21 protein-coding genes are annotated in these 18,929 nt (G+C 56.8%); 7 read left to right on the forward strand and 14 right to left on the reverse strand.

From position 1 onward, the window contains the following. The first annotated feature begins 136 nt into the window (after window positions 1-136). Together tldD and LT85_RS06320 are read left to right on the forward strand one after the other, a co-directional pair. Complete coding sequence (tldD, locus tag LT85_RS06315; protein WP_038486643.1) at window positions 137-1,597, forward strand: metalloprotease TldD; 1,461 nt, start codon at window positions 137-139, stop codon at window positions 1,595-1,597. A 13-nt stretch (window positions 1,598-1,610) separates the two neighbouring features. Continuing rightward, window positions 1,611-2,099 (forward strand): GNAT family N-acetyltransferase, encoded by a 489-nt coding sequence (locus tag LT85_RS06320; RefSeq protein WP_253273681.1) that lies wholly within the window; start codon window positions 1,611-1,613, stop codon window positions 2,097-2,099. 31 nt (window positions 2,100-2,130) lie between these two features. Here the strand turns inward: LT85_RS06320 and LT85_RS06325 are convergent, their stop codons facing one another. Next, on the reverse strand, window positions 2,131-2,472 hold the full coding sequence (locus LT85_RS06325; RefSeq protein ID WP_253273682.1) for a VOC family protein: 342 nt from the start codon (window positions 2,470-2,472) through the stop codon (window positions 2,131-2,133). A 233-nt stretch (window positions 2,473-2,705) separates the two neighbouring features. On the opposite strand from LT85_RS06325, the gene LT85_RS06330 reads away from it, so the two are divergent. Both LT85_RS06330 and LT85_RS06335 read left to right on the forward strand, forming a co-directional pair. Next, on the forward strand, window positions 2,706-3,731 hold the full coding sequence (locus LT85_RS06330) for a cupin-like domain-containing protein (protein WP_038486649.1): 1,026 nt from the start codon (window positions 2,706-2,708) through the stop codon (window positions 3,729-3,731). Window positions 3,732-3,768: 37 nt separating this feature from the next. Beyond that, the gene (locus LT85_RS06335; RefSeq protein ID WP_038486652.1) at window positions 3,769-4,140 is read left to right on the forward strand and encodes a cupin domain-containing protein; all 372 of its coding nucleotides are present in this window, start codon (window positions 3,769-3,771) and stop codon (window positions 4,138-4,140) included. An 84-nt stretch (window positions 4,141-4,224) separates the two neighbouring features. Here the strand turns inward: LT85_RS06335 and LT85_RS06340 are convergent, their stop codons facing one another. From LT85_RS06340 to LT85_RS06360, 5 genes are all read right to left on the reverse strand, one after another. Then, window positions 4,225-4,497, reverse strand: coding sequence for an Ada metal-binding domain-containing protein (locus LT85_RS06340; RefSeq protein ID WP_038495237.1), 273 nt, complete (start codon window positions 4,495-4,497; stop codon window positions 4,225-4,227). 5 nt (window positions 4,498-4,502) lie between these two features. Continuing rightward, window positions 4,503-5,582 (reverse strand): bifunctional DNA-binding transcriptional regulator/O6-methylguanine-DNA methyltransferase Ada, encoded by a 1,080-nt coding sequence (gene ada / locus LT85_RS06345; protein WP_052134770.1) that lies wholly within the window; start codon window positions 5,580-5,582, stop codon window positions 4,503-4,505. Window positions 5,583-5,661: 79 nt separating this feature from the next. Continuing rightward, window positions 5,662-6,339: a DNA-3-methyladenine glycosylase family protein gene (locus LT85_RS06350; RefSeq protein WP_038486654.1), complete on the reverse strand. Its 678-nt coding sequence runs from the start codon at window positions 6,337-6,339 to the stop codon at window positions 5,662-5,664. Continuing rightward, window positions 6,340-6,996: a DNA oxidative demethylase AlkB gene (gene alkB, locus LT85_RS06355; protein ID WP_437177290.1), complete on the reverse strand. Its 657-nt coding sequence runs from the start codon at window positions 6,994-6,996 to the stop codon at window positions 6,340-6,342. It abuts the gene before it with no gap. Between the two features lie 6 nt (window positions 6,997-7,002). Next, complete coding sequence (locus tag LT85_RS06360) at window positions 7,003-7,698, reverse strand: 2OG-Fe(II) oxygenase (protein ID WP_437177291.1); 696 nt, start codon at window positions 7,696-7,698, stop codon at window positions 7,003-7,005. Between the two features lie 274 nt (window positions 7,699-7,972). Between LT85_RS06360 and LT85_RS06365 the strand changes: the two genes are divergently transcribed. Both LT85_RS06365 and aroG read left to right on the forward strand, forming a co-directional pair. Continuing rightward, a complete protein-coding gene (locus tag LT85_RS06365) occupies window positions 7,973-9,178 on the forward strand; it encodes an MFS transporter (RefSeq protein WP_038486663.1) in 1,206 nt (401 codons plus the stop codon). A gap of 294 nt (window positions 9,179-9,472) precedes the next feature. Then, window positions 9,473-10,540 carry a 3-deoxy-7-phosphoheptulonate synthase AroG gene (gene aroG, locus LT85_RS06370; RefSeq protein ID WP_038486665.1) on the forward strand — a complete coding sequence of 356 codons (1,068 nt, stop codon included), beginning with the start codon at window positions 9,473-9,475 and terminating at the stop codon, window positions 10,538-10,540. Between the two features lie 60 nt (window positions 10,541-10,600). Here the strand turns inward: aroG and LT85_RS06375 are convergent, their stop codons facing one another. Beyond that, entirely contained in the window at window positions 10,601-11,242 is a 642-nt protein-coding gene (locus LT85_RS06375) for a retropepsin-like aspartic protease family protein (RefSeq protein WP_038486668.1), read from the reverse strand. Window positions 11,243-11,357: 115 nt separating this feature from the next. Continuing rightward, entirely contained in the window at window positions 11,358-11,843 is a 486-nt protein-coding gene (locus LT85_RS06380) for a YajQ family cyclic di-GMP-binding protein (RefSeq protein WP_038486671.1), read from the reverse strand. A gap of 249 nt (window positions 11,844-12,092) precedes the next feature. Here LT85_RS06380 and murB point away from each other — a divergent pair, with 249 nt between their 5' ends. Beyond that, window positions 12,093-13,124 (forward strand): UDP-N-acetylmuramate dehydrogenase, encoded by a 1,032-nt coding sequence (gene murB, locus LT85_RS06385; RefSeq protein WP_172656950.1) that lies wholly within the window; start codon window positions 12,093-12,095, stop codon window positions 13,122-13,124. A gap of 145 nt (window positions 13,125-13,269) precedes the next feature. Here the strand turns inward: murB and LT85_RS06390 are convergent, their stop codons facing one another. From LT85_RS06390 to LT85_RS06415, 6 genes are all read right to left on the reverse strand, one after another. After that, window positions 13,270-13,584, reverse strand: coding sequence for a pyrimidine/purine nucleoside phosphorylase (locus tag LT85_RS06390; protein WP_038486674.1), 315 nt, complete (start codon window positions 13,582-13,584; stop codon window positions 13,270-13,272). A 30-nt stretch (window positions 13,585-13,614) separates the two neighbouring features. Then, window positions 13,615-14,949, reverse strand: coding sequence for an argininosuccinate synthase (gene argG, locus LT85_RS06395; protein ID WP_038486677.1), 1,335 nt, complete (start codon window positions 14,947-14,949; stop codon window positions 13,615-13,617). A gap of 25 nt (window positions 14,950-14,974) precedes the next feature. Then, window positions 14,975-15,370, reverse strand: a complete 396-nt coding sequence (locus LT85_RS06400) for a VOC family protein (protein WP_038486680.1) — start codon at window positions 15,368-15,370, stop codon at window positions 14,975-14,977. 7 nt (window positions 15,371-15,377) lie between these two features. Beyond that, window positions 15,378-16,295, reverse strand: coding sequence for an ornithine carbamoyltransferase (argF, locus tag LT85_RS06405; RefSeq protein WP_038486685.1), 918 nt, complete (start codon window positions 16,293-16,295; stop codon window positions 15,378-15,380). A gap of 254 nt (window positions 16,296-16,549) precedes the next feature. Further along, on the reverse strand, window positions 16,550-17,506 hold the full coding sequence (gene rsgA / locus LT85_RS06410; RefSeq protein WP_038486688.1) for a ribosome small subunit-dependent GTPase A: 957 nt from the start codon (window positions 17,504-17,506) through the stop codon (window positions 16,550-16,552). Beyond that, window positions 17,499-18,770 carry a M48 family metallopeptidase gene (locus LT85_RS06415; protein ID WP_038486691.1) on the reverse strand — a complete coding sequence of 424 codons (1,272 nt, stop codon included), beginning with the start codon at window positions 18,768-18,770 and terminating at the stop codon, window positions 17,499-17,501. Before LT85_RS06415 ends, rsgA begins: the two co-directional genes overlap by 8 nt. Window positions 18,771-18,929 lie beyond the last annotated feature (159 nt).

Below are 18,929 nucleotides of genomic sequence, written 5' to 3' on the forward strand. Positions count from 1 at the left end.
CTGGTTTGCCAGCGTTGCCGCTTCGTAAATCACAGAAATAATTAGCAATGCGACATGATTGAATGCGTTGCCGAAGCCCGTTCGGCCTGGGATGCTCTACAATCCATACCAAGATCACAGTAAAACCGGAACATCAATGAAACCATTCGAACCAAATCTGGGCACTTTAGCTATTGCTCGCGACATTTTACTGACGCCGTTCGGGCTGGACGAATCGAGCCTGCTCAAAGCGCTCGGGACCATGTTCACGCATAAGGTCGATTACGCCGACCTGTATTTTCAGTTTACCAAGAGCGAAGGCTGGAGCCTGGAAGAAGGCATCGTCAAGACCGGCAGCTTTTCCATCGACCAGGGTGTCGGCGTGCGCGCCGTTTCCGGCGACAAGACTGCATTTTCGTATTCCGATGAAATTTCCGAACGCGCATTGCTCGACGCAGCAGTAGCGACGCGCACCATCGCGCGCCAGGGCGCAGGCAAGATCAAGATCGCCGCCGGCATGCAGCAAAGCGGTGGCCGCTCGCTGTATCTGCCGAACGATCCGCTGGTGTCGCTGGACGCCACCGAGAAGGTCAAGTTGCTGGAACGCGTAGAGCGCATGGCGCGCGCCAAAGACCCACGCGTAGTGCAAGTGATGGCAGGCCTGGCGGCAGAATACGACGTGGTGCTTGTGGCGCGTAGCGACGGCGTGATTGCCGCCGATATCCGGCCGTTGGTGCGTTTGTCGGTGACGGTGATCGTTGAACAGAACGGTCGACGCGAAACCGGCAGCAGTGGCGGCGGTGGCCGCTATAGCTACGGCTATTTCACCGACGCCTTGATGGAACAATATGCTGCCGATGCGGTGGCTTCGGCATTGGTCAACCTGGATGCGCGTCCGGCGCCGGCCGGTCCTATGACTGTGGTGTTGGGCCCTGGTTGGCCGGGCATTTTGTTGCACGAGGCAATCGGCCACGGCCTGGAAGGCGACTTCAACCGCAAGGGCTCGAGCACATTCTCCGGCCGCATCGGCGAGCGCGTCGCGGCCAAGGGCGTCACCGTGGTGGATGACGGCACCATTGCCGATCGCCGCGGTTCGCTCAATATCGACGATGAAGGCAATCCTAGCCAGTGCACGACCCTGATTGAAGACGGTATTCTCAAGGGCTACATACAGGACACCATGAACGCGCGCTTGATGAAGATGCCGGTCACCGGCAATGCTCGCCGTGAATCGTTTGCCCATCTGCCGATGCCGCGCATGACCAATACCTACATGCTAGCTGGCGACAAAGATCCGGCAGAGATTCTCGCATCGGTAAAAAATGGCTTGTATGCGGTCAATTTTGGCGGCGGCCAGGTCGATATCACCAACGGCAAGTTCGTGTTTTCAGCGAGCGAAGCCTACATGATCGAAAACGGTAAAGTCACCTATCCGGTCAAGGGTGCAACCCTGATCGGCAACGGCCCTGACGTCTTGAACCGGGTTTCCATGATCGGCAACGACATGCAGCTCGATCCGGGCGTCGGCGTGTGCGGCAAAGAAGGCCAGAGCGTGCCGGTAGGCGTCGGCCAGCCGACTTTGCGCATTGATGGCGTGACTGTCGGGGGCACCGCTTAAGATGGCAAGGGGAATGACGGAACCCGCGATGATGGAATGGCGCTGGCTGCCATTCCAGGACTTGAGTGCTGCGCAATTGTATGCGGCGATGCAATTGCGGCAGCGCGTGTTTGTGGTCGAACAAACCTGCGTATTCCTGGATGCCGACGGTATTGATCAGCATTCCTGGCATGGCCTGGGATATTTGCCAAACGGCGAATTGGGTGCTTACGCGCGCATCGTCCCGCCGGGCAAGGCCTTTGACTATCCGTCGATCGGGCGGGTAGTGACTGCGCCTGAATTGCGCGGCAGCGGCGGTGGATATGAACTGATGCAGCAGGCGATGCTGCACACCATCAGATTATTTCCGGGGCATCAAATCAAGATTGGCGCGCAAGCGCATTTGCAGCGATTCTATGCCCGCTTCGGGTTTGAGCCGGTGGGGGAGTTGTATGACGAAGATGGTATTGCGCACATCCACATGATTGCGCCGCCTTTATCTCGATCGACAGTGTCGATGTGAAATAGCGGGGATAGTCCGGCCGCAGATGTATTCAGCGGTTTGGCTCCAACAACTCAATCCGGTTGCCAAAAGGATCATCAGTAAAGATTCTGGTAAATCCCGCAATCGGTACATCATGCTTCACGTTATGACCAGCCTCGGTCAATGCTGCTACAAGAGGTGCCAATCGGTCCACCACCAGACCGGGATGGGCTTTTAACGCCGGCCTGAATTCCTTTTCCACACCCAGGTGCAGCTGCACCGCGCCGCAGGAAAACCAGACTCCGCCCCTGGTCGCCAGGTCGGCGGGTTTTGGCAATTCCTTGAGTCCTAGAATGTCGCCGTAAAAGCGGCGCGCGGCATCTTCATGGGCGGCTGGCATTGCCAGTTGCACATGGTCTATTCCGATTACGGGCATTGCATCCTCACTAATAGATTTGCTTCTTTATCCCTGTATTCGTACTGTGATTTTATCATTGCCCTCACAATGGCGCGCTGCACCGATGCTGTGCGGGTCTTGCCTTGTTCACATCTGTCATTTTCAACTGAGCCGTCCCAAATTTTGCGGAAATCGGGTTATCCTGAAAGGGCTAGTCGACGCAGATCTTCCAACCACAAGGATGTTGAATGAGCCAAGCATTGCAATCCATTCCCGAACGATTCGGTGTCGATGACAGAACGTTCATGGAAGAGATCGCCGCACAATACAAGCCCGTGGTATTGCGCGGTTATGTCAACGACTGGCCGGCAGTGAAATTGGCAAAGACTTCGACCGAAGCGGTATGTAACTATCTGAAGAAGCTGGACAACGGCAGCGATGTCGATGCGATCATGACGCGGCCGGAAGCCAAGGGCCGCATCTTTTACGATGAGGCCATGAACGGTTTCAATTACGTGCGCAACCGCTTGCCGGTCTCGGCGATTATCGACCAGTTGGCGCGTTATCGTTCCTTCCCCAATCCTCCTGCCGTCGCCGCGCAAAGCGCGTTGATTGCAAATTGCCTGCCGGGTTTTTTGGACGATAATAAATTGCCGGTGCTCGGCCCGGAAGTCATACCAAGAATATGGATAGGCAATGCCGTCACCACGCCCGCACATTTCGACGATGCCCACAATATCGCGTGTGTGGTCAGCGGCAAGCGCCGCTTTACCTTATTTCCGCCGGAGCAGATTGGCAACCTGTATATCGGGCCGGTGGATTTTGCGCCTACAGGCGCGCCGATCAGCATGGTGTCGTTGAGCGAGCCGGATTTCGATAAATACCCCAAATTCAAAAATGCACTCGCGGCAGCGCAAGTCGCCGAACTGGAACCCGGCGACGCGCTCTACATACCGCCCTTATGGTGGCACCACGTGGAGTCGCTGCAAGCCTGCAATATCCTTGTCAATTACTGGTGGGGTGGTGCAGTCGGCACTGCGGATTCGGCGCATTCAGGTTTTGACAGCCTGATGCTGGCACTGCTCAATCTGAAGCGCCGCGCACCCGCATACCGGCAGGCCTGGGCGGCCGTCTTCAATCATTATGTTTTCGATGAAAACGATGACGTCGCCACGCATATCCCGGCGCATCGGCATGGGATTCTGGGGGAAATGTCAGTCGAACAGGAGCAGCAGGTAAGAAATTATCTAGCAAATAAGTTAAAAGGTCGGTGAGTTAAAATTCAATTGAACTTCAACCTGCGAGATCATCATGACTAACGTTTCATCACCAAAGAAAATAGCCGCGTCACTGACAGAACACTGGTCGCCCCGGGTAGTGGGTGAGGTTGACGATGCGTATATCAAGGTGGCCAAAGTCAAAGGTTCACTGGCCTGGCATAGCCACGACAACGAAGATGAATTGTTCCTGATTCTCAAAGGCCATTTGCGGATTGAAATGGAAGACGGCGCGGTCGAACTTGCTGAAGGCGAGATGTTTATCGTCCCCAAGGGCGTACGACATAATCCGGTGGCGGAGGAAGAGTGCCACATCATGCTGATTGAACGTAAATCGACCCTGCACACCGGCGACGTGGTCAGCGAGAAAACACGCTCGCTGGCGGAGCAGTTACGGCCGGTGTAATAATCGCGGTGTAATAGTTGCAATGCAATAGTCGCAATGCAATAGTCGATTAATAACTGGCTTCAAACCGACATCAAATGCCGCTTAGATTTTCCTGATTTTCCAGCGCGCGTAATCTTGCGGCAAACAGACTGCGCACGGCCGATAACCTGCGCCTTCGGCATCGGCCCTGTCGAGAAAAAATACCCGGTTCATCACATAGCCGCCTTTGGCGATGGCTTGCAGTGCCGAACGGCAGTCGAGACGGCCGTAGATGCGGCTGCGGCGATGGCCGCCAAGACTGCCTGCTTGCGTGCTGTCATAAGTCTTGCCATCGGCGCCGATCAGTTTCCATGTTCTGTTGATATCGCCAGGCATGATATTCAATCCCGGCTTTCCCGTTCCAGCAGGGCGCGCTTGCGTTCTACGCCCCAGCGATAGCCGGAGCCGCTGCCATCGCTACGTATCACCCGATGGCAGGGAATCGCTACCGCCAGCGTGTTGGCGGCGCAGGCTTGCGCTACTGCGCGGACTGCCTTGGGCGAACCGATACGGGCTGCTATTTCTGCGTAGCTCGCGGTGCTGCCGACGGGAATCTCACGCAGCGCTTGCCACACGCGCTGTTGGAAAGCCGTGCCGCGTACATCCAGCGGCAAGTCGAGGCCGAGGGCGGGAGCCTCGATGAAGCCAACCACTTGCGCCACTAGTTGCTCGAAATCGTGGTCGGCGCCGATCAGGTGGGCGCGCGGGAATTTGTCTTGCAGATCGTGCGCCAGTGCGTTCGGATCATCGCCCAGCAGGATTGCGCACACGCCGCGATCGCTTTGTGCGACCAGGATCGCGCCCAGTGAGCACTCGCCGATAGCGAAGCGAATCTCGGTGTTGGCGCCGCCGGCGCGATAATCGGTCGGCGTCATGCCGAGTACTTTGCCGGAGGCTTCGTAGAAGCGGCTGTTCGAGTTGAAGCCGGCATCGTAGATGGCTTCGGTAACCGAGTGGCTACGGCTCAGGTGGTCGCGTACTTTCTTTGCCCGGTTGGCGTCGGCGTAGCCTTTCGGCGTCAATCCGGTGACTGCTTTGAAGACGCGGTGGAAATGGTAGACGCTAAGACCGGCATCGGCTGCCAGGGTTTCCAGGCTCGGTAGTTCCAGCGCGGTCTCGATATTTCTGCAGGCGGCCGCCACCAGTTCGGCATGCTGGGCTGCGATCGTGGTCTGGTCCGCGCTGCGTTTGCTGGCGCGGTAGCCGGCGGCTTCGGCGGCGGCCGGCGTGTCGAAAAACTCGACGTTTTCCGGGCGCGGCAGGCGTGTCGGGCTGCTTGGGCGGCAATACACGCCGGTGGTTTTGACTGCATACACAAACAGTTTGTCGGCAGAGGGATCCCTGGCCAGTACGGCAGTCCAGCGCGGGTCGTGTTCTGCGCTCTGTCCCAAAGTATGTTGTTGCGGTGTGAGGGTTCGCATGTCGGCTTCCAGTTGGATTAGTGTAGCTCTACTTTAGCCACTCATCTGGCCGCTTACACTCCGGGTCTTGCTTTCAAATTCAAATAACTTCATTGGCGGCAGGCGTCTTCGGCAAGCGCCACAGATACCAGGAGGCCACCGTGCGATAGGGGCTCCAGGCCAGGCCGATTTCACCGATCTGTTTTCTAGTTGGCGTCTGCGCCAGGTTCTTCAAGCGACGATAACCTTCGCGTACGCCGAAATCGTCGGCCGGCAAGATGTCTGAACGTTCCAGCGTATAAATCAGCAGCATCTCGACAGTCCACTGGCCGACGCCGCGCAGCGTCACCAGCCGTTCGATCAGCGCCGCATCGCTCATGGCCAGCGCTTCTTTGCGCAAGGGAACCACGCCGTCCAGCGCCGCTTGCGCAATGCCGTGAATGGTGGCGATCTTGCTGGCCGAAAAGCCGCAACCACGCAGCGTGGCGACGTCGGTATCGAGCAATTGCCGTGCTGTCGGAAAATTGCTTTCGCCATTGTCCCCATACAATGCCAGCATACGGCCCAGGATGGCGTCGCCGGCGCGTACGTGCAATTGTTGATAGGCGATGGCGCGCACCAGCGCCTGATACGGCTCGCGGGCCGGTTTGGCGGCATGCAGGCAGGGGCCGATGCTTGCGATGTGACGCGCCCAGTCATGATCCAGTGCCGACAGGAAAATCTCAGCCTTGCGATAAGCGGCTTGGGAAATATCCGCGGCAATCTTCGCACTCTTCATTTATGCCACCTTCCGAAAAGTGAGGTTGATGCGCTGCCGGCCGAGCAAGGAATGTTCTGCTTCCTTCAGCGGCAAGATGCCATGAAAGCGTAGCCGGTCCGGCCCGCCCCATACCACCACATCGCCATGGAACAGCGGCACGCGTGCGGCCTTGTCGTTGCGCGCGTTCCCGCCAAACAGAAACATCGCGGGAATGCCCAGCGATACCGAGACGATCGGTGCGCCATAATCCAGTTCGTCCTTGTCTTGATGCAGCGTCAATCGGGTGCCGGGTTCATAGCGATTGATCAGGCAGGCTTCGGGCATAAAACCATCAAAGCCGGCTTGCGCGGCGGCGCTTTGCGCCAGTTGCAAAAAAACAGTGGGTAGTGGCGGCCAGTGCCTGCCGGTATCCGGATCGATGGCGCTGTAGCGGTAGCCGCGGCGATCGCTGGTCCAGCCGAGTTCGCCGCAGCAGGTCATCGCCACCGACATGCGAAAGCCGCCAGGCGTAATCAGATGCCGGAAGGGCGAGGCTTGCTCGATAGCTGCCAGCGCGGGTAACAACTGCTGCACGTAAGGCAGGGCAAAAGCGCGCAAGACAAAGGCGCCTGGCGCCAGCTGTTCCTGGCTTTGCTCGGTTGCTTCTAGTGCGTCAAATAAATCGAAAGTCATGATCAGCTTTTATTGCGCGTCGTGAAAAATTACACCTAGGGTATGCCGTGCGCCGGAACGGATGCGACTGACGCCATGCCGTAAATTTACCCTATATGGGCCGCGTTGACCTTGCACCGGGCGATTGTTAACTGCAAAGATGACGGCATCGCCTCTGGTGAGCGGGACGACTTCCGGCCGCGATTGCATGCGTGGGCGTTGTTCGGTCATGACAAATTCCCCGCCACTGAAATCTCGCCCCGGTTCTGACAGCAGGATCGCTGCTTGCAATGGAAATACATGTTCGCCGTATAAATCTTGATGCAGGCAGTTGTAGTCGCTGGCGCCGTATTGCAGTATGAGCGGCGTTGGCCGCTGCTGGCCGGCTGCATGGCAGCGGGCGATGAAATCGGCATGCTGCGCAGGAAAACGGACGTCAATGTTCATTGTGGCATTCCAGCGGTTGGCAATCGCGACCAGTTGCGGGTAGAGCATATTGCGCAAATCGCCGACCAGATCCGGCAGCGGATAGCTGAAATATTGATATTCGCCACGACCGAATCCATGGCGCTCCATCACGATTCGGCTGCGAAACAATTCTTTCTGAGCATACAGCGCGATCAAGGCCTGGCATTCCTGCGGTGTAAGCAGTTGGGCTAGCACGGCGCTACCGTAACTGTCCAGATCCCTTGCGACGCCGTCCCAGTCAACGCCGCAGATCCTCATTGCGATTGACGCGTCACTGCCAACTGTGGTGTGCACTATATTCATTGTTTTTCCAGACGGGTTTGACTATGGCTACGCCAAGTGTAGACGGGCCATCTTGAGGTTGCACCCCGACTCTTGCGGTCAAATTCCCGAAGCTGAAATTGCTGCGTAATTGGCACTAAATGTTATCTATTTTTGATTTTTAATCAAATATGTATTGTGGTCACAGCGGTTTTTCTTTGTCTTTGCAGGCGTCAAACTGCATGGCGTTAAATGACAACAGGAAACCATCATGCCACTCGCACTCTGGGCGCTCACACTCAGCGCTTTTGCCATAGGAACCACCGAATTCGTGATTGTCGGTCTGATTCCTACCATCGCCGCCAATCTTGGCGTCTCAGTACCTTCGGCCGGCCTGCTGGTCAGCCTGTATGCCTTGGGCGTCGCCGTCGGCGCGCCGGTACTCACCGCGTTGACCGGCCGCGTGCCACGTAAGCATCTGTTGCTGGGCCTGATGGCGCTGTTTACCGTCGGTAACCTGGTGGCCTGGATGGCGCCGGGCTATGAAGCCTTGATGGCGGCGCGCGTGCTGACCGGCCTGGCGCACGGCGTGTTCTTTTCCATCGGTTCGACCATCGCTACCAGCCTGGTGCCGAAGGAAAAGGCGGCTAGCGCAATCGCCATCATGTTCACCGGCCTGACCGTGGCGTTGGTCACCGGCGTACCGCTGGGAACCTGGATCGGCCAGACCTGGGGCTGGCAAACGACTTTCCTGGCCGTTTCGCTGCTGGGCGTGATTGCCTTTGTCGGCAGCTTGATACTCGTGCCTGACGATATCAAGGGCAGCAAGCCGGCATCGTTGCTGACCCAGGCTTCCGTATTGAAGAAACCACGACTGCTGCTGGTGTATGCGATCACGGCGCTGGGCTACGGCGGTACTTTTATCGCCTTTACCTACCTGGCGCCAATTCTGCAGGAAATCTCCGGATTTTCGGCTGCCACAGTCAGCCTGGTGATGCTGGTGTACGGTGTCTCCGTAGCGTTCGGGAATATCTGGGGCGGTAAGCTGGCCGACAAGAAGGGGCCGATACGGGCCTTGCAAATTGTGTTTGCCATGCTAGCGGTGGTCTTGTTTGCGCTGACTTTCACGGCGTCGAATCCGTGGCTGGCAGTCTTGACGGTATTGGCGTGGGGCGCTTTCGCCTTCGGTAATGTGCCTGGCTTGCAAGTGTATGTGGTGCAACAGGCTGAACGGCATGCGCCGCGTGCAGTGGATGTCGCCTCTGGCTTGAATATCGCCGCGTTCAACATCGGCATTGCCCTCGGCGCCTGGGGCGGAGGTCTGATTGTGAGTCATTTTGGTTTGATGGCGACGCCATGGATCGGCGCTATCGTGGTTCTGGCGGCACTTGGCTTGACCACGCTGGCAGGGCGGTTGGACCGGCGTGACGGTATTGCTCCCGTGATTGGTTCAGGGCACGCAATCGCTATGCATTAACTTATTTTTGCCGGCCAGTATTGTCTCGCTATACATAAGTAATGTGGTAATACTGGCCTTGCCAAACTTCTGGAAATCCTGCACTATAGATCTTGATTTTAATAATCCTTTACTGAAAAACATCGTTTTATGTCATTCGCACGCGCTTATTTCTTTTTTTACTTTAGCTATTCCAGCCCCACGGCGGTGAAAAGCGGTAAGCGTTCGTAAGTAAAGAGCAAACCGAAATTTCTAAAAAACCGCCAGCGATGGCGGTTTTTTTATACCCAGTCACTTTTGAGCCAGGAGAAAAGCATGCTACGCACCGACGATCTGCGCATACGAGAAATGAAAGAACTAGTTCCACCGTCACATCTGATCCGCGAATTCGGCTGCTCCGAGAAAGTGGCTGAAACCGCCGCCAATTCGCGGATTGCGCTGCATCGCATCCTGCATGGTCAGGACGACCGCCTGATGGTGGTGATCGGACCGTGCTCGATCCACGATACCAAGGCTGCGATGGAATATGCAGGCCGCCTGATCGGCGAGCGCGAGCGCTTCAAGGGCGAGCTGGAAATCATCATGCGCGTGTATTTCGAAAAGCCGCGCACCACGGTCGGCTGGAAGGGACTGATCAACGATCCTTACATGGACAACAGCTTCCGCATCAACGACGGTCTGCGCATGGCGCGCGAGCTGCTGTTGAACATCAACGAACTAGGCCTGCCGGCGGGTACTGAATTCCTGGATGTGATCAGTCCGCAATACATCGCCGACCTGATCAGCTGGGGCGCCATCGGCGCCCGCACCACAGAATCGCAAGTGCATCGCGAGCTGGCGTCCGGCCTGTCTTGCCCAGTTGGTTTCAAGAACGGCACCGACGGCAACATCAAGATTGCAGTGGACGCCATCAAGGCGGCCTCGCAGCCGCACCATTTCCTGTCGGTGACCAAGGGCGGTCACTCTGCGATCGTTTCGACCAACGGCAATGAAGACTGCCACATCATTCTGCGCGGCGGTAAAGCGCCGAACTATGATGCAGCCAGCGTGGATGCAGCTTGCAAGGATATCGCGACCAGCGGCTTGGCATCGCGCCTGATGATCGATGCTTCGCATGCCAACAGTTCGAAGAAACCGGAGAACCAGATTCCGGTCTGCGCCGATATTGGCAACCAGGTAGCGGCCGGGGACGGACGAATTGTCGGCGTCATGATTGAGTCGCACCTGATTGCTGGTCGCCAGGATCTGGTGCCAGGCAAGGAGCTGGTCTACGGCCAGTCAGTGACAGACGGCTGCATCAATTGGGAAGAAAGCGTGGCGGTGCTGGAAGGTCTGGCAGCAGCGGTCAAGCAACGTCGTTTGCTGAACGCCAGCCCGGCGTAATTGAAAACAGGCCGGACCAATCGAATTGGTCCGGCCTGCAATCTTGGCTGCCAAACTGTATCAGAAGCGCTTGGTCAGCACCATCATCTCGCCTTCGCGCCGCATCTCGGTGCGGTTCAGGAACGACATTCCGAGCAGGGCAAACGGTAGCCCGGCTTCTTGCACCAGGGCATCAACCTGGTTCATTTCAATATCGCCGACTTTCACCGTATTCAGCTTGACCCGGTACGCCGGCGCCGGGCCGTTGGCGGTATTGACCATGACCATCTGGCCTTTTTTGTAATCGACGCCCAGCCTTGAGGCCTCCGATGCCGGCAGCGCAATCATGGTCGCCCCGGTATCGACCAGCATGGTCATCATGCTGCCGTTAACCTGGGTTTGCGCCACGAAGTGGCCATCCGGATTGACCTTCAGGGTGACGCTGGAGGAAGCGCCAGGCGCACTACGGCTGACGTATTCGCCGATGCCGATGACTTGCCGTTTGCCTTTGATCTCCAGCGTTGCGGTGGTGCTATTGGCTTCGACCAGCTTGGCGTCATCGGCAACCTTGCTTCCCACCGAAAAAGTCTTGGGCGAGGAACCGTCGATCACCAAGACGGCCTTTCCGGGAAACAGACCGACTACGCCGATATCGGAGGCTTGGACTACGCCGGAAAAGGTGGTGAGCAAAAACAGGCTGGAGGCTAAAGCGAATTGGCGCATGAGGAGCCGACTTTCCGGGCAAGAGGTTGAGATAGCGTTGTCGTACCATTCAAGCAACTTGAACCGTTGGCAACAGCAGACGATGGTAACCCTGTCTGTTGCCAATTGCCACTATTTAGTCACGGAAATTATTGAATTCCAGCGGCAGATCTGCCACTTCCTTGCGCAGCATCGCCATCGCTGCCTGCAAGTCGTCGCGCTTGGCGCCGGTGATGCGTACGGCGTCCCCCTGGATGCTGGCCTGGACCTTCATCTTGCTATCTTTGACGATACGCACGATCTTCTTGGCGGCCTCGGATTCAATGCCATTCTTGATCTTGATCACTTGCTTGACCTTGTCGCCGCCGATTTTTTCGATTTTACCGATGTCGAGGAAGCGGGTATCGACATTGCGCTTGACCAGTTTCGCGGTCAGCACGTCGCGCACTTGGCTCAGCTGGAATTCCGAGTCGGCGTAGGCGGTCAGGTCACGCTCTTTCAACTCGATGCGGGCGTCGCTGCCCTTGAAGTCGAAGCGGGTCGCAATTTCCTTGTTGGCCTGGTCGTTGGCGTTTTTTACTTCGACCAGATTGGCTTCCGATACGGTATCGAATGATGGCATGGTGGTATTCCTTCAGTATGTTCAAATAAAACTGGCCGGCTGGTTGCAGCGCGGCCGTCTGACTATGCGCATTTTATCGGACAAAAAACCTGCGGTGTGGGCTGGTTGGTCGAATGTTATGCAATTGTTAGTCGTTAGTCGAATTGTTAGCCGATTTCTTGCTGCGTGGTTATCTTTCCGACGTATTGAGGCCAGTTGCCGCTTTTCGCCCGCTGGGTGCTAGCCGCTTGCGTTTATAATCCCGGTGCTATGACTATCTCCCCGCTTCCGCTCGAATTCGACTTCTCACTACGCCAGCACAATACGTTCGGTATTGACGCCAAGGCGCATGCCTATCTGCCGGTTACTTCTGTCGAGACCCTGCATGCGCTGAGGTCGGATGTCCAGACCGCCGCTTTGCCGCGCCTGGTGCTGGGAGGCGGCAGCAATCTGGTCCTGACGCAGGATTTCCCTGGCCTGGTATTGCATATGCGCAGCCGCGGCAGGGAAATTATCGGTGAAGACGATGATGCCATTTATGTACGTGCGGCGGCTGGCGAGAACTGGCATGGCCTGGTGCAATGGACGCTGGAGCAGGGGCTAGGCGGCCTGGAGAATCTGTCCCTGATCCCCGGCAGCGTCGGTGCTTCACCGATCCAGAATATAGGCGCCTACGGCGTCGAGTTGCAAGAGCGCTTTCATGCGTTGACCGCGATCGATATGGAGAGCGGCGAGATTCTGGCCTTGGACCGTGCGGCCTGCGCTTTTGCCTATCGCGACAGCATCTTCAAGCACGGTCTGCGGGACCGCGCGGTGGTGCTGGACGTGACGTTTGCCTTGCCCAAGCGCTGGCAACCAAATCTGCGTTATGCCGATGTAGCGCAAGAACTTGATGCGCGCAAATTGTCGCAACCAGGCGCACGCGATATCAGCGACGCGGTGATAGCGATTCGCACCCGTAAATTGCCCGATCCTGCCGCGATCGGTAATGCCGGCAGTTTTTTCAAGAATCCGCTTGTGTCGGAACAACAACGCAACGCGCTGCTCGAGCAGTATCCGCAACTGGTGAACTATGCGCAGCCGGACGGCAGTTACAAGCTGGCTGCAGGCTGGCTGATAGATCAGTGTGGTTGGAAAGGAAAGAACCTGGGCGCCGCAGGCGTCTATGAAAAACAGGCACTGGTGCTGGTGAACAGGGGGGCGGCCACTGGCCAGGATGTGGTGCGGCTGGCGCAAGCGGTGCAGGCCGACGTGATGGGGAAATTTGGCGTGGCGCTGGAGCCTGAGCCGATTTTTGTTTAGGGAATGTATGTTGTTGCAGGCGTTTTTTGTCACAATCAAGTCACACTGAGCGCCTATGCTTCAACCTGTCTCATATCCAACACTCCCTAAAGTAATGGATCTTTAGCCCGTGTGCATCAGCACCACGGGCTTTTTTTTGACAGTTTTAACCGTAATGACAAACGTAGTTCACAGTTTCCAGCGTCTCGATATCGAAACTGGAATTCGCCGGAATCTCAAAACGTCCGCCGCCTGTGTACTTGGTCCACAGCTGCTGACCTTGCTGGCGCACGCGACAGACGCCGCTAGTGATTTCCATCACTTCGGCAACGCCGGTGCCGAATGTCAGCGAAGACGGCAAAATGACGCCGAGTGTCTTTTTGCTACCGTTAGGGAAAACAACGGTATGTGAGATGCATTTGCCGTCAAAGTAGACGCTAGCTTGTTTGAGTACGGATACGTGGTCGAATTGGACAGTCATGTTGTCGGTTTTTTTTCTTTTGGAAGAATATCAGTCGGCGTCTTTGTCGAGCAACGGCAGCGAGACGGCGTTGCTGGAAGCGAGCAGGCCGGTGCTTTGATAAATCGCCAGTTTTTGGCGCGTATCGCTGATATCGAGGTTACGCATGGTCAGCTGGCCGATACGGTCTTGCGGCGAGAACGCGCCTTCGCCCTTTTCCATGGTCAGGCGTTCCGGCTGGTAGGTCAGGTTGGCCGATTCCGTGTTGAGAATCGAATAGTCGTTGCCGCGACGCAGCTCGATTGTGACTTCGCCTGTGATGGCGCGCGCCACCCAGCGTTGCGCCGATTCGCGCAGCATGATCGCCTGCGAGTCGAACCAGCGGCCTTGATACAGCAGGCGGCCCAGTTTGCGGCCGTTTTCGCGGTATTGCTCGATGGTGTCTTCATTGTGGATGCCGGTCACCAGACGCTCGTAGGCGATGAACAGCAGGGCCAGACCAGGCGCTTCATAGATGCCGCGGCTCTTGGCTTCGATAATGCGGTTTTCGATCTGGTCGCTCATACCCAGGCCGTGGCGTCCGCCGATGCGGTTGGCTTCCATCAGCAAATCAACCGGGTTGGCGTACACGACGCCGTTGAGTGCGACCGGCTGGCCTTGTTCAAAGCGCACAGTGACTTCCTCGCGCTTGACTTCAACGTCGTCGCGCCAGAAAGCAACGCCCATAATTGGTTCTACGATCTTCATGCCGCAATTCAGGTGCTCGAGGTCTTTCGCTTCATGCGTTGCGCCCAGCATGTTGGAATCGGTCGAATAGGCTTTTTCAACCGACATCTTGTAGTCGAAACCGGAAGCGATCATGAATTCCGACATTTCCTTGCGGCCGCCCAGTTCCTGGATGAAGCGATCGTCAAGCCAGGGCTTGTAGATTCTCAGGTTAGGGTTGACCAGCAAGCCGTAGCGATAGAAACGCTCGATATCGTTGCCCTTGAAGGTGCTGCCGTCGCCCCAGATGTCGACATTGTCTTCGCGCATGGCGGCCACCAGCATGGTGCCAGTGACAGCGCGTCCGAGCGGTGTGGTGTTGAAGTAAGTTACGCCAGCCGTGGAGATGTGGAAGGCGCCGCTTTGCAGCGCGGCGATACCTTCGGCCACCAGCTGTTCGCGGCAATCGACCAGGCGCGCCAGTTCAGCGCCATAGGCCTTGGCTTTTTTCGGGATCTCGTTGTAGTCCGGCTCGTCAGGCTGGCCCAGGTTGGCGGTATAGGCGTAAGGAATGGCGCCTTTCTGGCGCATCCAGTGCAGCGCAGCGCTGGTATCGAGGCCGCCGGAAAAGGCGATGCCGACTTTTTGATTGACTGGAACGGATTGCAGGATGTTGGACATGATATTTCTATATAGGTTGAAATGGTTACTGAGGATCGTGGCAAACGGCTTCGATGTTGTGGCCGTCGGGGTCTTTCACGAACGCACTATAATAATTTTGGTGATAGTGCGGCCGTGGACCGGGTGCGCCATTGTCGGCGCCGCCCGCTTCGAGTCCTGCTTGATAAAAGGCGTCCACCTGAGCCCGGCTGGCCACCCTGAAAGCGAAATGAATCGTTTGTTGATGGGCCGGCTTTTCTGCCGTCGCCCGGGAGATCCAGAAATCGGGTTTGGGCGCTTCGCCGAAACCGGCGACGTCGGTGCCCGCCACTTCTGCCGGGAATTCCAGCAGCAGCTGGTAGCCGATAGCACCCAAGGCGGCGTTATAAAACGCCTTGCTCTTGTGATAGTCGCTAACGGTGACGCCGGTATGATCGATCATGGTTTGCTTACTCCGCAACTTTACCCAGCACGAGATATTCGAGCAGGGCCTTCTGCACATGCAGGCGATTTTCCGCTTCGTCCCAGACCACCGATTGCGGGCCGTCGATCACTTCGGCTGATACTTCCTCGCCGCGATGCGCCGGCAGGCAATGCATGAACAAGGCATCGGCGTTGGCGCGTTGCATCTTGGCCTGGTCGACGATCCAGCCGTCGAACGCTTTCAGGCGCGCGGCGTTTTCATCTTCGTAACCCATGCTGGTCCAGACATCGGTGGTGACCAGGTCAACGCCCTCGCAGGCATCGGACGGGTTGGCGAACAAGGTATAGCGCTGGTTGTCGGCCGCTACTTGTGTCGGATCGAGGTCGTAGCCCTTAGGGGTCGATACGTTGACGTGGAAACCAAACACCTGCGCCGCCTGCAGCCACGAATACAGCATATTGTTGGCGTCGCCGATCCACGCGACTTTCTTGCCGGCGATGGAGCCGCGGTGCTCGATGTAGGTGAAAACATCGGCCAATACCTGGCAGGGATGCTGCTCATTGGTCAGGCCGTTGATTACCGGCACCCGCGAATGGGAGGCGAAGCGCTCGATGATTTCCTGGCCGAATGTGCGGATCATGATGACGTCGCACATGCGCGACATGACCTGCGCCGCATCTTCCACCGGCTCGCCGCGGCCCAGCTGGCTGTCGCGCGTGTTCAGGTAGATGGCGGCGCCACCCAGCTGATGCATGCCGGCTTCGAAGGACAAGCGGGTGCGGGTCGAGTTTTTTTCGAACACCATCACCAGCGTGCGGTCCAGCAGCGTGTAGTGCGGTTCGTAATTCTTGAATTTGCGTTTGATGAGACGGCTACGTTCGATCACGTACTCGTATTCGTCCAGCGAAAAATCAGAAAACTGCAGGTAATGTTTGATTGCCATAAATGAAAACGGCGGCCGCTGTGGCGACTGCCGCCGAAAGTTGGAATTCCATTTTTAAATCAACCGCTGGTTTTGCAGACCGTCGTAGATGCTTGGCGTGGGCTTGGAAGACGCCTCACGATTGGCTTAGAAATGAAATAAGTGCTTCAATTATAAGGGATTTTGCTAGAAAAGATACCCGTCAAAAGATTGCTTATTTATCATTAATAAGATGGCACGCCATTTCCTGGTAACAACCGGTCGCCAGCGTGTATTTAATACAGTTTTTGCGACGATTCGTGCAGCAACTGCACATATAGCTGGTGCCGCATCGAGGCTATCTTGTTGTCCTTTACCGCTTCCAGCACCGCGCAGCTAGGCTCGATCAGGTGATGGCAGTTATAGAATTTACATTTTCCCAGATAGGGCGTGAATTCGACGAAGGCGCGTTCCAGCATGCCTTCGCTCAGCTGGTACAGGCCGAACTCCTGGAATCCCGGCGAATCGATGATGCTGGCCGGTTGAGCGTCCGGTGTGCCAGCATCTGCATCGAGTTCATACAGGCGGGTGAAGGTGGTGGTGTGCTTGCCGGTATCGAGGGCCGCCGAGATTTCGCGTACGGCAATATCGGCATCCGGCACGATCAGGTTGATGATCGACGATTTCCCCATGCCTGACTGGCCGATCAGGATGGTCGACTGTCCTTTCAGCAAAGGCCACAGGGTGGCGCAGGTTTCTTCGGGAAACGCGCGCGCCGATACCTCATGCACCGGATAGCCGAGGTTTGCGTACATCTGCAGGCGCTGCCGGGTTTTCTCCAGCGCTTCGACGATATCGGTCTTGTTGAGCACGATATGCGCCTTGACGCCGGCCGCTTCAGCCGCCACCAGGGCGCGTGAAATCAGGTCGTCCGCGAAGCCTGGTTCAGTCGCCACGACGATGAACAACTGCGTGACATTCGCCGCCAGCAGCTTGGATTTGTATTGATCGGAGCGGTACAGCAAGCTGTTGCGTTCGTCGATGGCTTCGATTACGCCCTGGTTGGGGGAGGTGGTTTTCAGCTGGACCCGGTCGCCAACGGCGACATCGCTTTTCTTGCCGCGGGTGACGCATTGCAACTTGAGAGACTGGCCGTCGATCTTGGCTTGCACCAGGTAATGGCGGCCATGCGCGGCGATCACCAGGCCGCTGCCGGCTTGATCCTTGTGTTCCTGCCTGGCGTGATTAACCATGGGCTGCTAGCAAACGGTTGATACGCACGGTGGCAGGCGGGTGGGAGTCGTAGAATGCCGAATGCAGCGGATCGGGGGTCAGGGTCGAGGCGTTGTCCTCGTAGAGCTTGACCAGCGCAGTCACCAGGTCGGCGCCGTTGGTATGTTTGACGGCAAACGCATCGGCTTCGAATTCATGTTTGCGCGAGCTGATCGATGACAGCGGCGACAACAGGAAAGTAAAGATCGGCAGCGCCAGCATGAACAGGATCAACGCCATGGCGTCGTTGTTGCTCAGGTCGGCCAGCAGCAGCGGATTGACGCCCAGCCCCGTGTAAAACCACAGTTGTTGCTTCAGATAACCCAGCAGCGCCAGGAACGCGAGTGAAATCGCAAACATCACGGCGATGCGCTTGACGATATGCTTGAGTTTGAAGTGGCCCAGTTCGTGCGCCAGCACTGCTTCGATTTCATGCGGCGACAGGCGTGCCAGCAAAGTGTCGAAAAAGACGATGCGCTTGCCGGCGCCGAAGCCTGAAAAGTAAGCATTGCCGTGGGCGCTGCGCTTGGAGCCATCCATCACGAACAGGCCCTTGGATGCAAAGCCGACGCGCTTCATCAAGCCTTCGATGCGCTCACGCAGGGTGTCGTCGGTAAGTGGCGTGAATTTGTTGAACAGCGGTGCAATCACGGTCGGGTAGAGCACTAGCATGAGCAACTGGAAGCCGCTGAACACCAGCCAGGCATAGAACCACCAGAGATCGCCGGATTTGGCCATCAGCAACAGCACCACCCAGACCAAGGGCAAGCCGATGGCTGCGCCGATCAAGGTATTTTTCAAGATGTCGGTGAAGAACAGCTTGACGGTCATCTTGTTAAAACCGAAACGCGCTTCCAGTACAAACTGCTTGTAGTAGTCCAAAGGCAGGTCGATCAGGCCGGCAATAGCGCCGAAGGCCACCAGCAAGCCCAATTGATAGACCATGCCAGGACCGGCCCAGTTGAACATGATATTGGAAAGCAACTGCAAGCCGCCTAGCAAGGTGAAGCCGATCAGGACAGCGGAACTGACCAGCATCGAAAACATGCTGAATTTGGTCTTGGCAACAGTGTAGTCGGCAGCGCGCTGATGCGCCGCCAAGGGGATCTTTTCCGCAAATTCGGCAGGCACAGCGCTGCGGTGGCTGATCACATGCCGAATCTGGCGGGAACCCAGCCAAAAGCGTACTACCAGGGTAATTGCCAGGAAAACTACAAACAAAACTGAAAATGCAAATGAAGACATGTAGTCCCTATGTGAGAAAATAGCATCCAATGGCGCCTCCAAGAACCTACTGCGCAACCCAATCTCTGGCCTGCGATGCTCGCTGTACTGAAGTACAGCTGCGCTTCTTAACCAGACCTTGGGTTTGCTCGCTACGGTTCTTAGAGGCGCTTTGCGGCA

The organism is Collimonas arenae (assembly GCF_000786695.1).
Lineage (GTDB): Bacteria > Pseudomonadota > Gammaproteobacteria > Burkholderiales > Burkholderiaceae_D > Collimonas > Collimonas arenae_A.

Bases quoted from the DNA above. Each gene is read 5' to 3' on its own strand.
- LT85_RS06320 (WP_253273681.1), top strand. From the start codon at position 1,611: ATGACGGAACCCGCGATGATGGAATGGCGCTGGCTGCCATTCCAGGAC.
- rsgA (WP_038486688.1), bottom strand. From the start codon at position 17,506: ATGGTTAATCACGCCAGGCAGGAACACAAGGATCAAGCCGGCAGCGGC.
- murB (WP_172656950.1), top strand. From the start codon at position 12,093: ATGACTATCTCCCCGCTTCCGCTCGAATTCGACTTCTCACTACGCCAG.
- LT85_RS06375 (WP_038486668.1), bottom strand. From the start codon at position 11,242: ATGCGCCAATTCGCTTTAGCCTCCAGCCTGTTTTTGCTCACCACCTTT.
- LT85_RS06350 (WP_038486654.1), bottom strand. From the start codon at position 6,339: ATGAAGAGTGCGAAGATTGCCGCGGATATTTCCCAAGCCGCTTATCGC.
- LT85_RS06400 (WP_038486680.1), bottom strand. From the start codon at position 15,370: ATGATCGATCATACCGGCGTCACCGTTAGCGACTATCACAAGAGCAAG.
- LT85_RS06340 (WP_038495237.1), bottom strand. From the start codon at position 4,497: ATGCCTGGCGATATCAACAGAACATGGAAACTGATCGGCGCCGATGGC.
- LT85_RS06390 (WP_038486674.1), bottom strand. From the start codon at position 13,584: ATGACTGTCCAATTCGACCACGTATCCGTACTCAAACAAGCTAGCGTC.
- tldD (WP_038486643.1), top strand. From the start codon at position 137: ATGAAACCATTCGAACCAAATCTGGGCACTTTAGCTATTGCTCGCGAC.
- argG (WP_038486677.1), bottom strand. From the start codon at position 14,949: ATGTCCAACATCCTGCAATCCGTTCCAGTCAATCAAAAAGTCGGCATC.
- LT85_RS06365 (WP_038486663.1), top strand. From the start codon at position 7,973: ATGCCACTCGCACTCTGGGCGCTCACACTCAGCGCTTTTGCCATAGGA.
- LT85_RS06335 (WP_038486652.1), top strand. From the start codon at position 3,769: ATGACTAACGTTTCATCACCAAAGAAAATAGCCGCGTCACTGACAGAA.
- LT85_RS06415 (WP_038486691.1), bottom strand. From the start codon at position 18,770: ATGTCTTCATTTGCATTTTCAGTTTTGTTTGTAGTTTTCCTGGCAATT.
- aroG (WP_038486665.1), top strand. From the start codon at position 9,473: ATGCTACGCACCGACGATCTGCGCATACGAGAAATGAAAGAACTAGTT.
- ada (WP_052134770.1), bottom strand. From the start codon at position 5,582: ATGCGAACCCTCACACCGCAACAACATACTTTGGGACAGAGCGCAGAA.
- LT85_RS06330 (WP_038486649.1), top strand. From the start codon at position 2,706: ATGAGCCAAGCATTGCAATCCATTCCCGAACGATTCGGTGTCGATGAC.
- argF (WP_038486685.1), bottom strand. From the start codon at position 16,295: ATGGCAATCAAACATTACCTGCAGTTTTCTGATTTTTCGCTGGACGAA.
- LT85_RS06360 (WP_437177291.1), bottom strand. From the start codon at position 7,698: ATGAGGATCTGCGGCGTTGACTGGGACGGCGTCGCAAGGGATCTGGAC.
- LT85_RS06380 (WP_038486671.1), bottom strand. From the start codon at position 11,843: ATGCCATCATTCGATACCGTATCGGAAGCCAATCTGGTCGAAGTAAAA.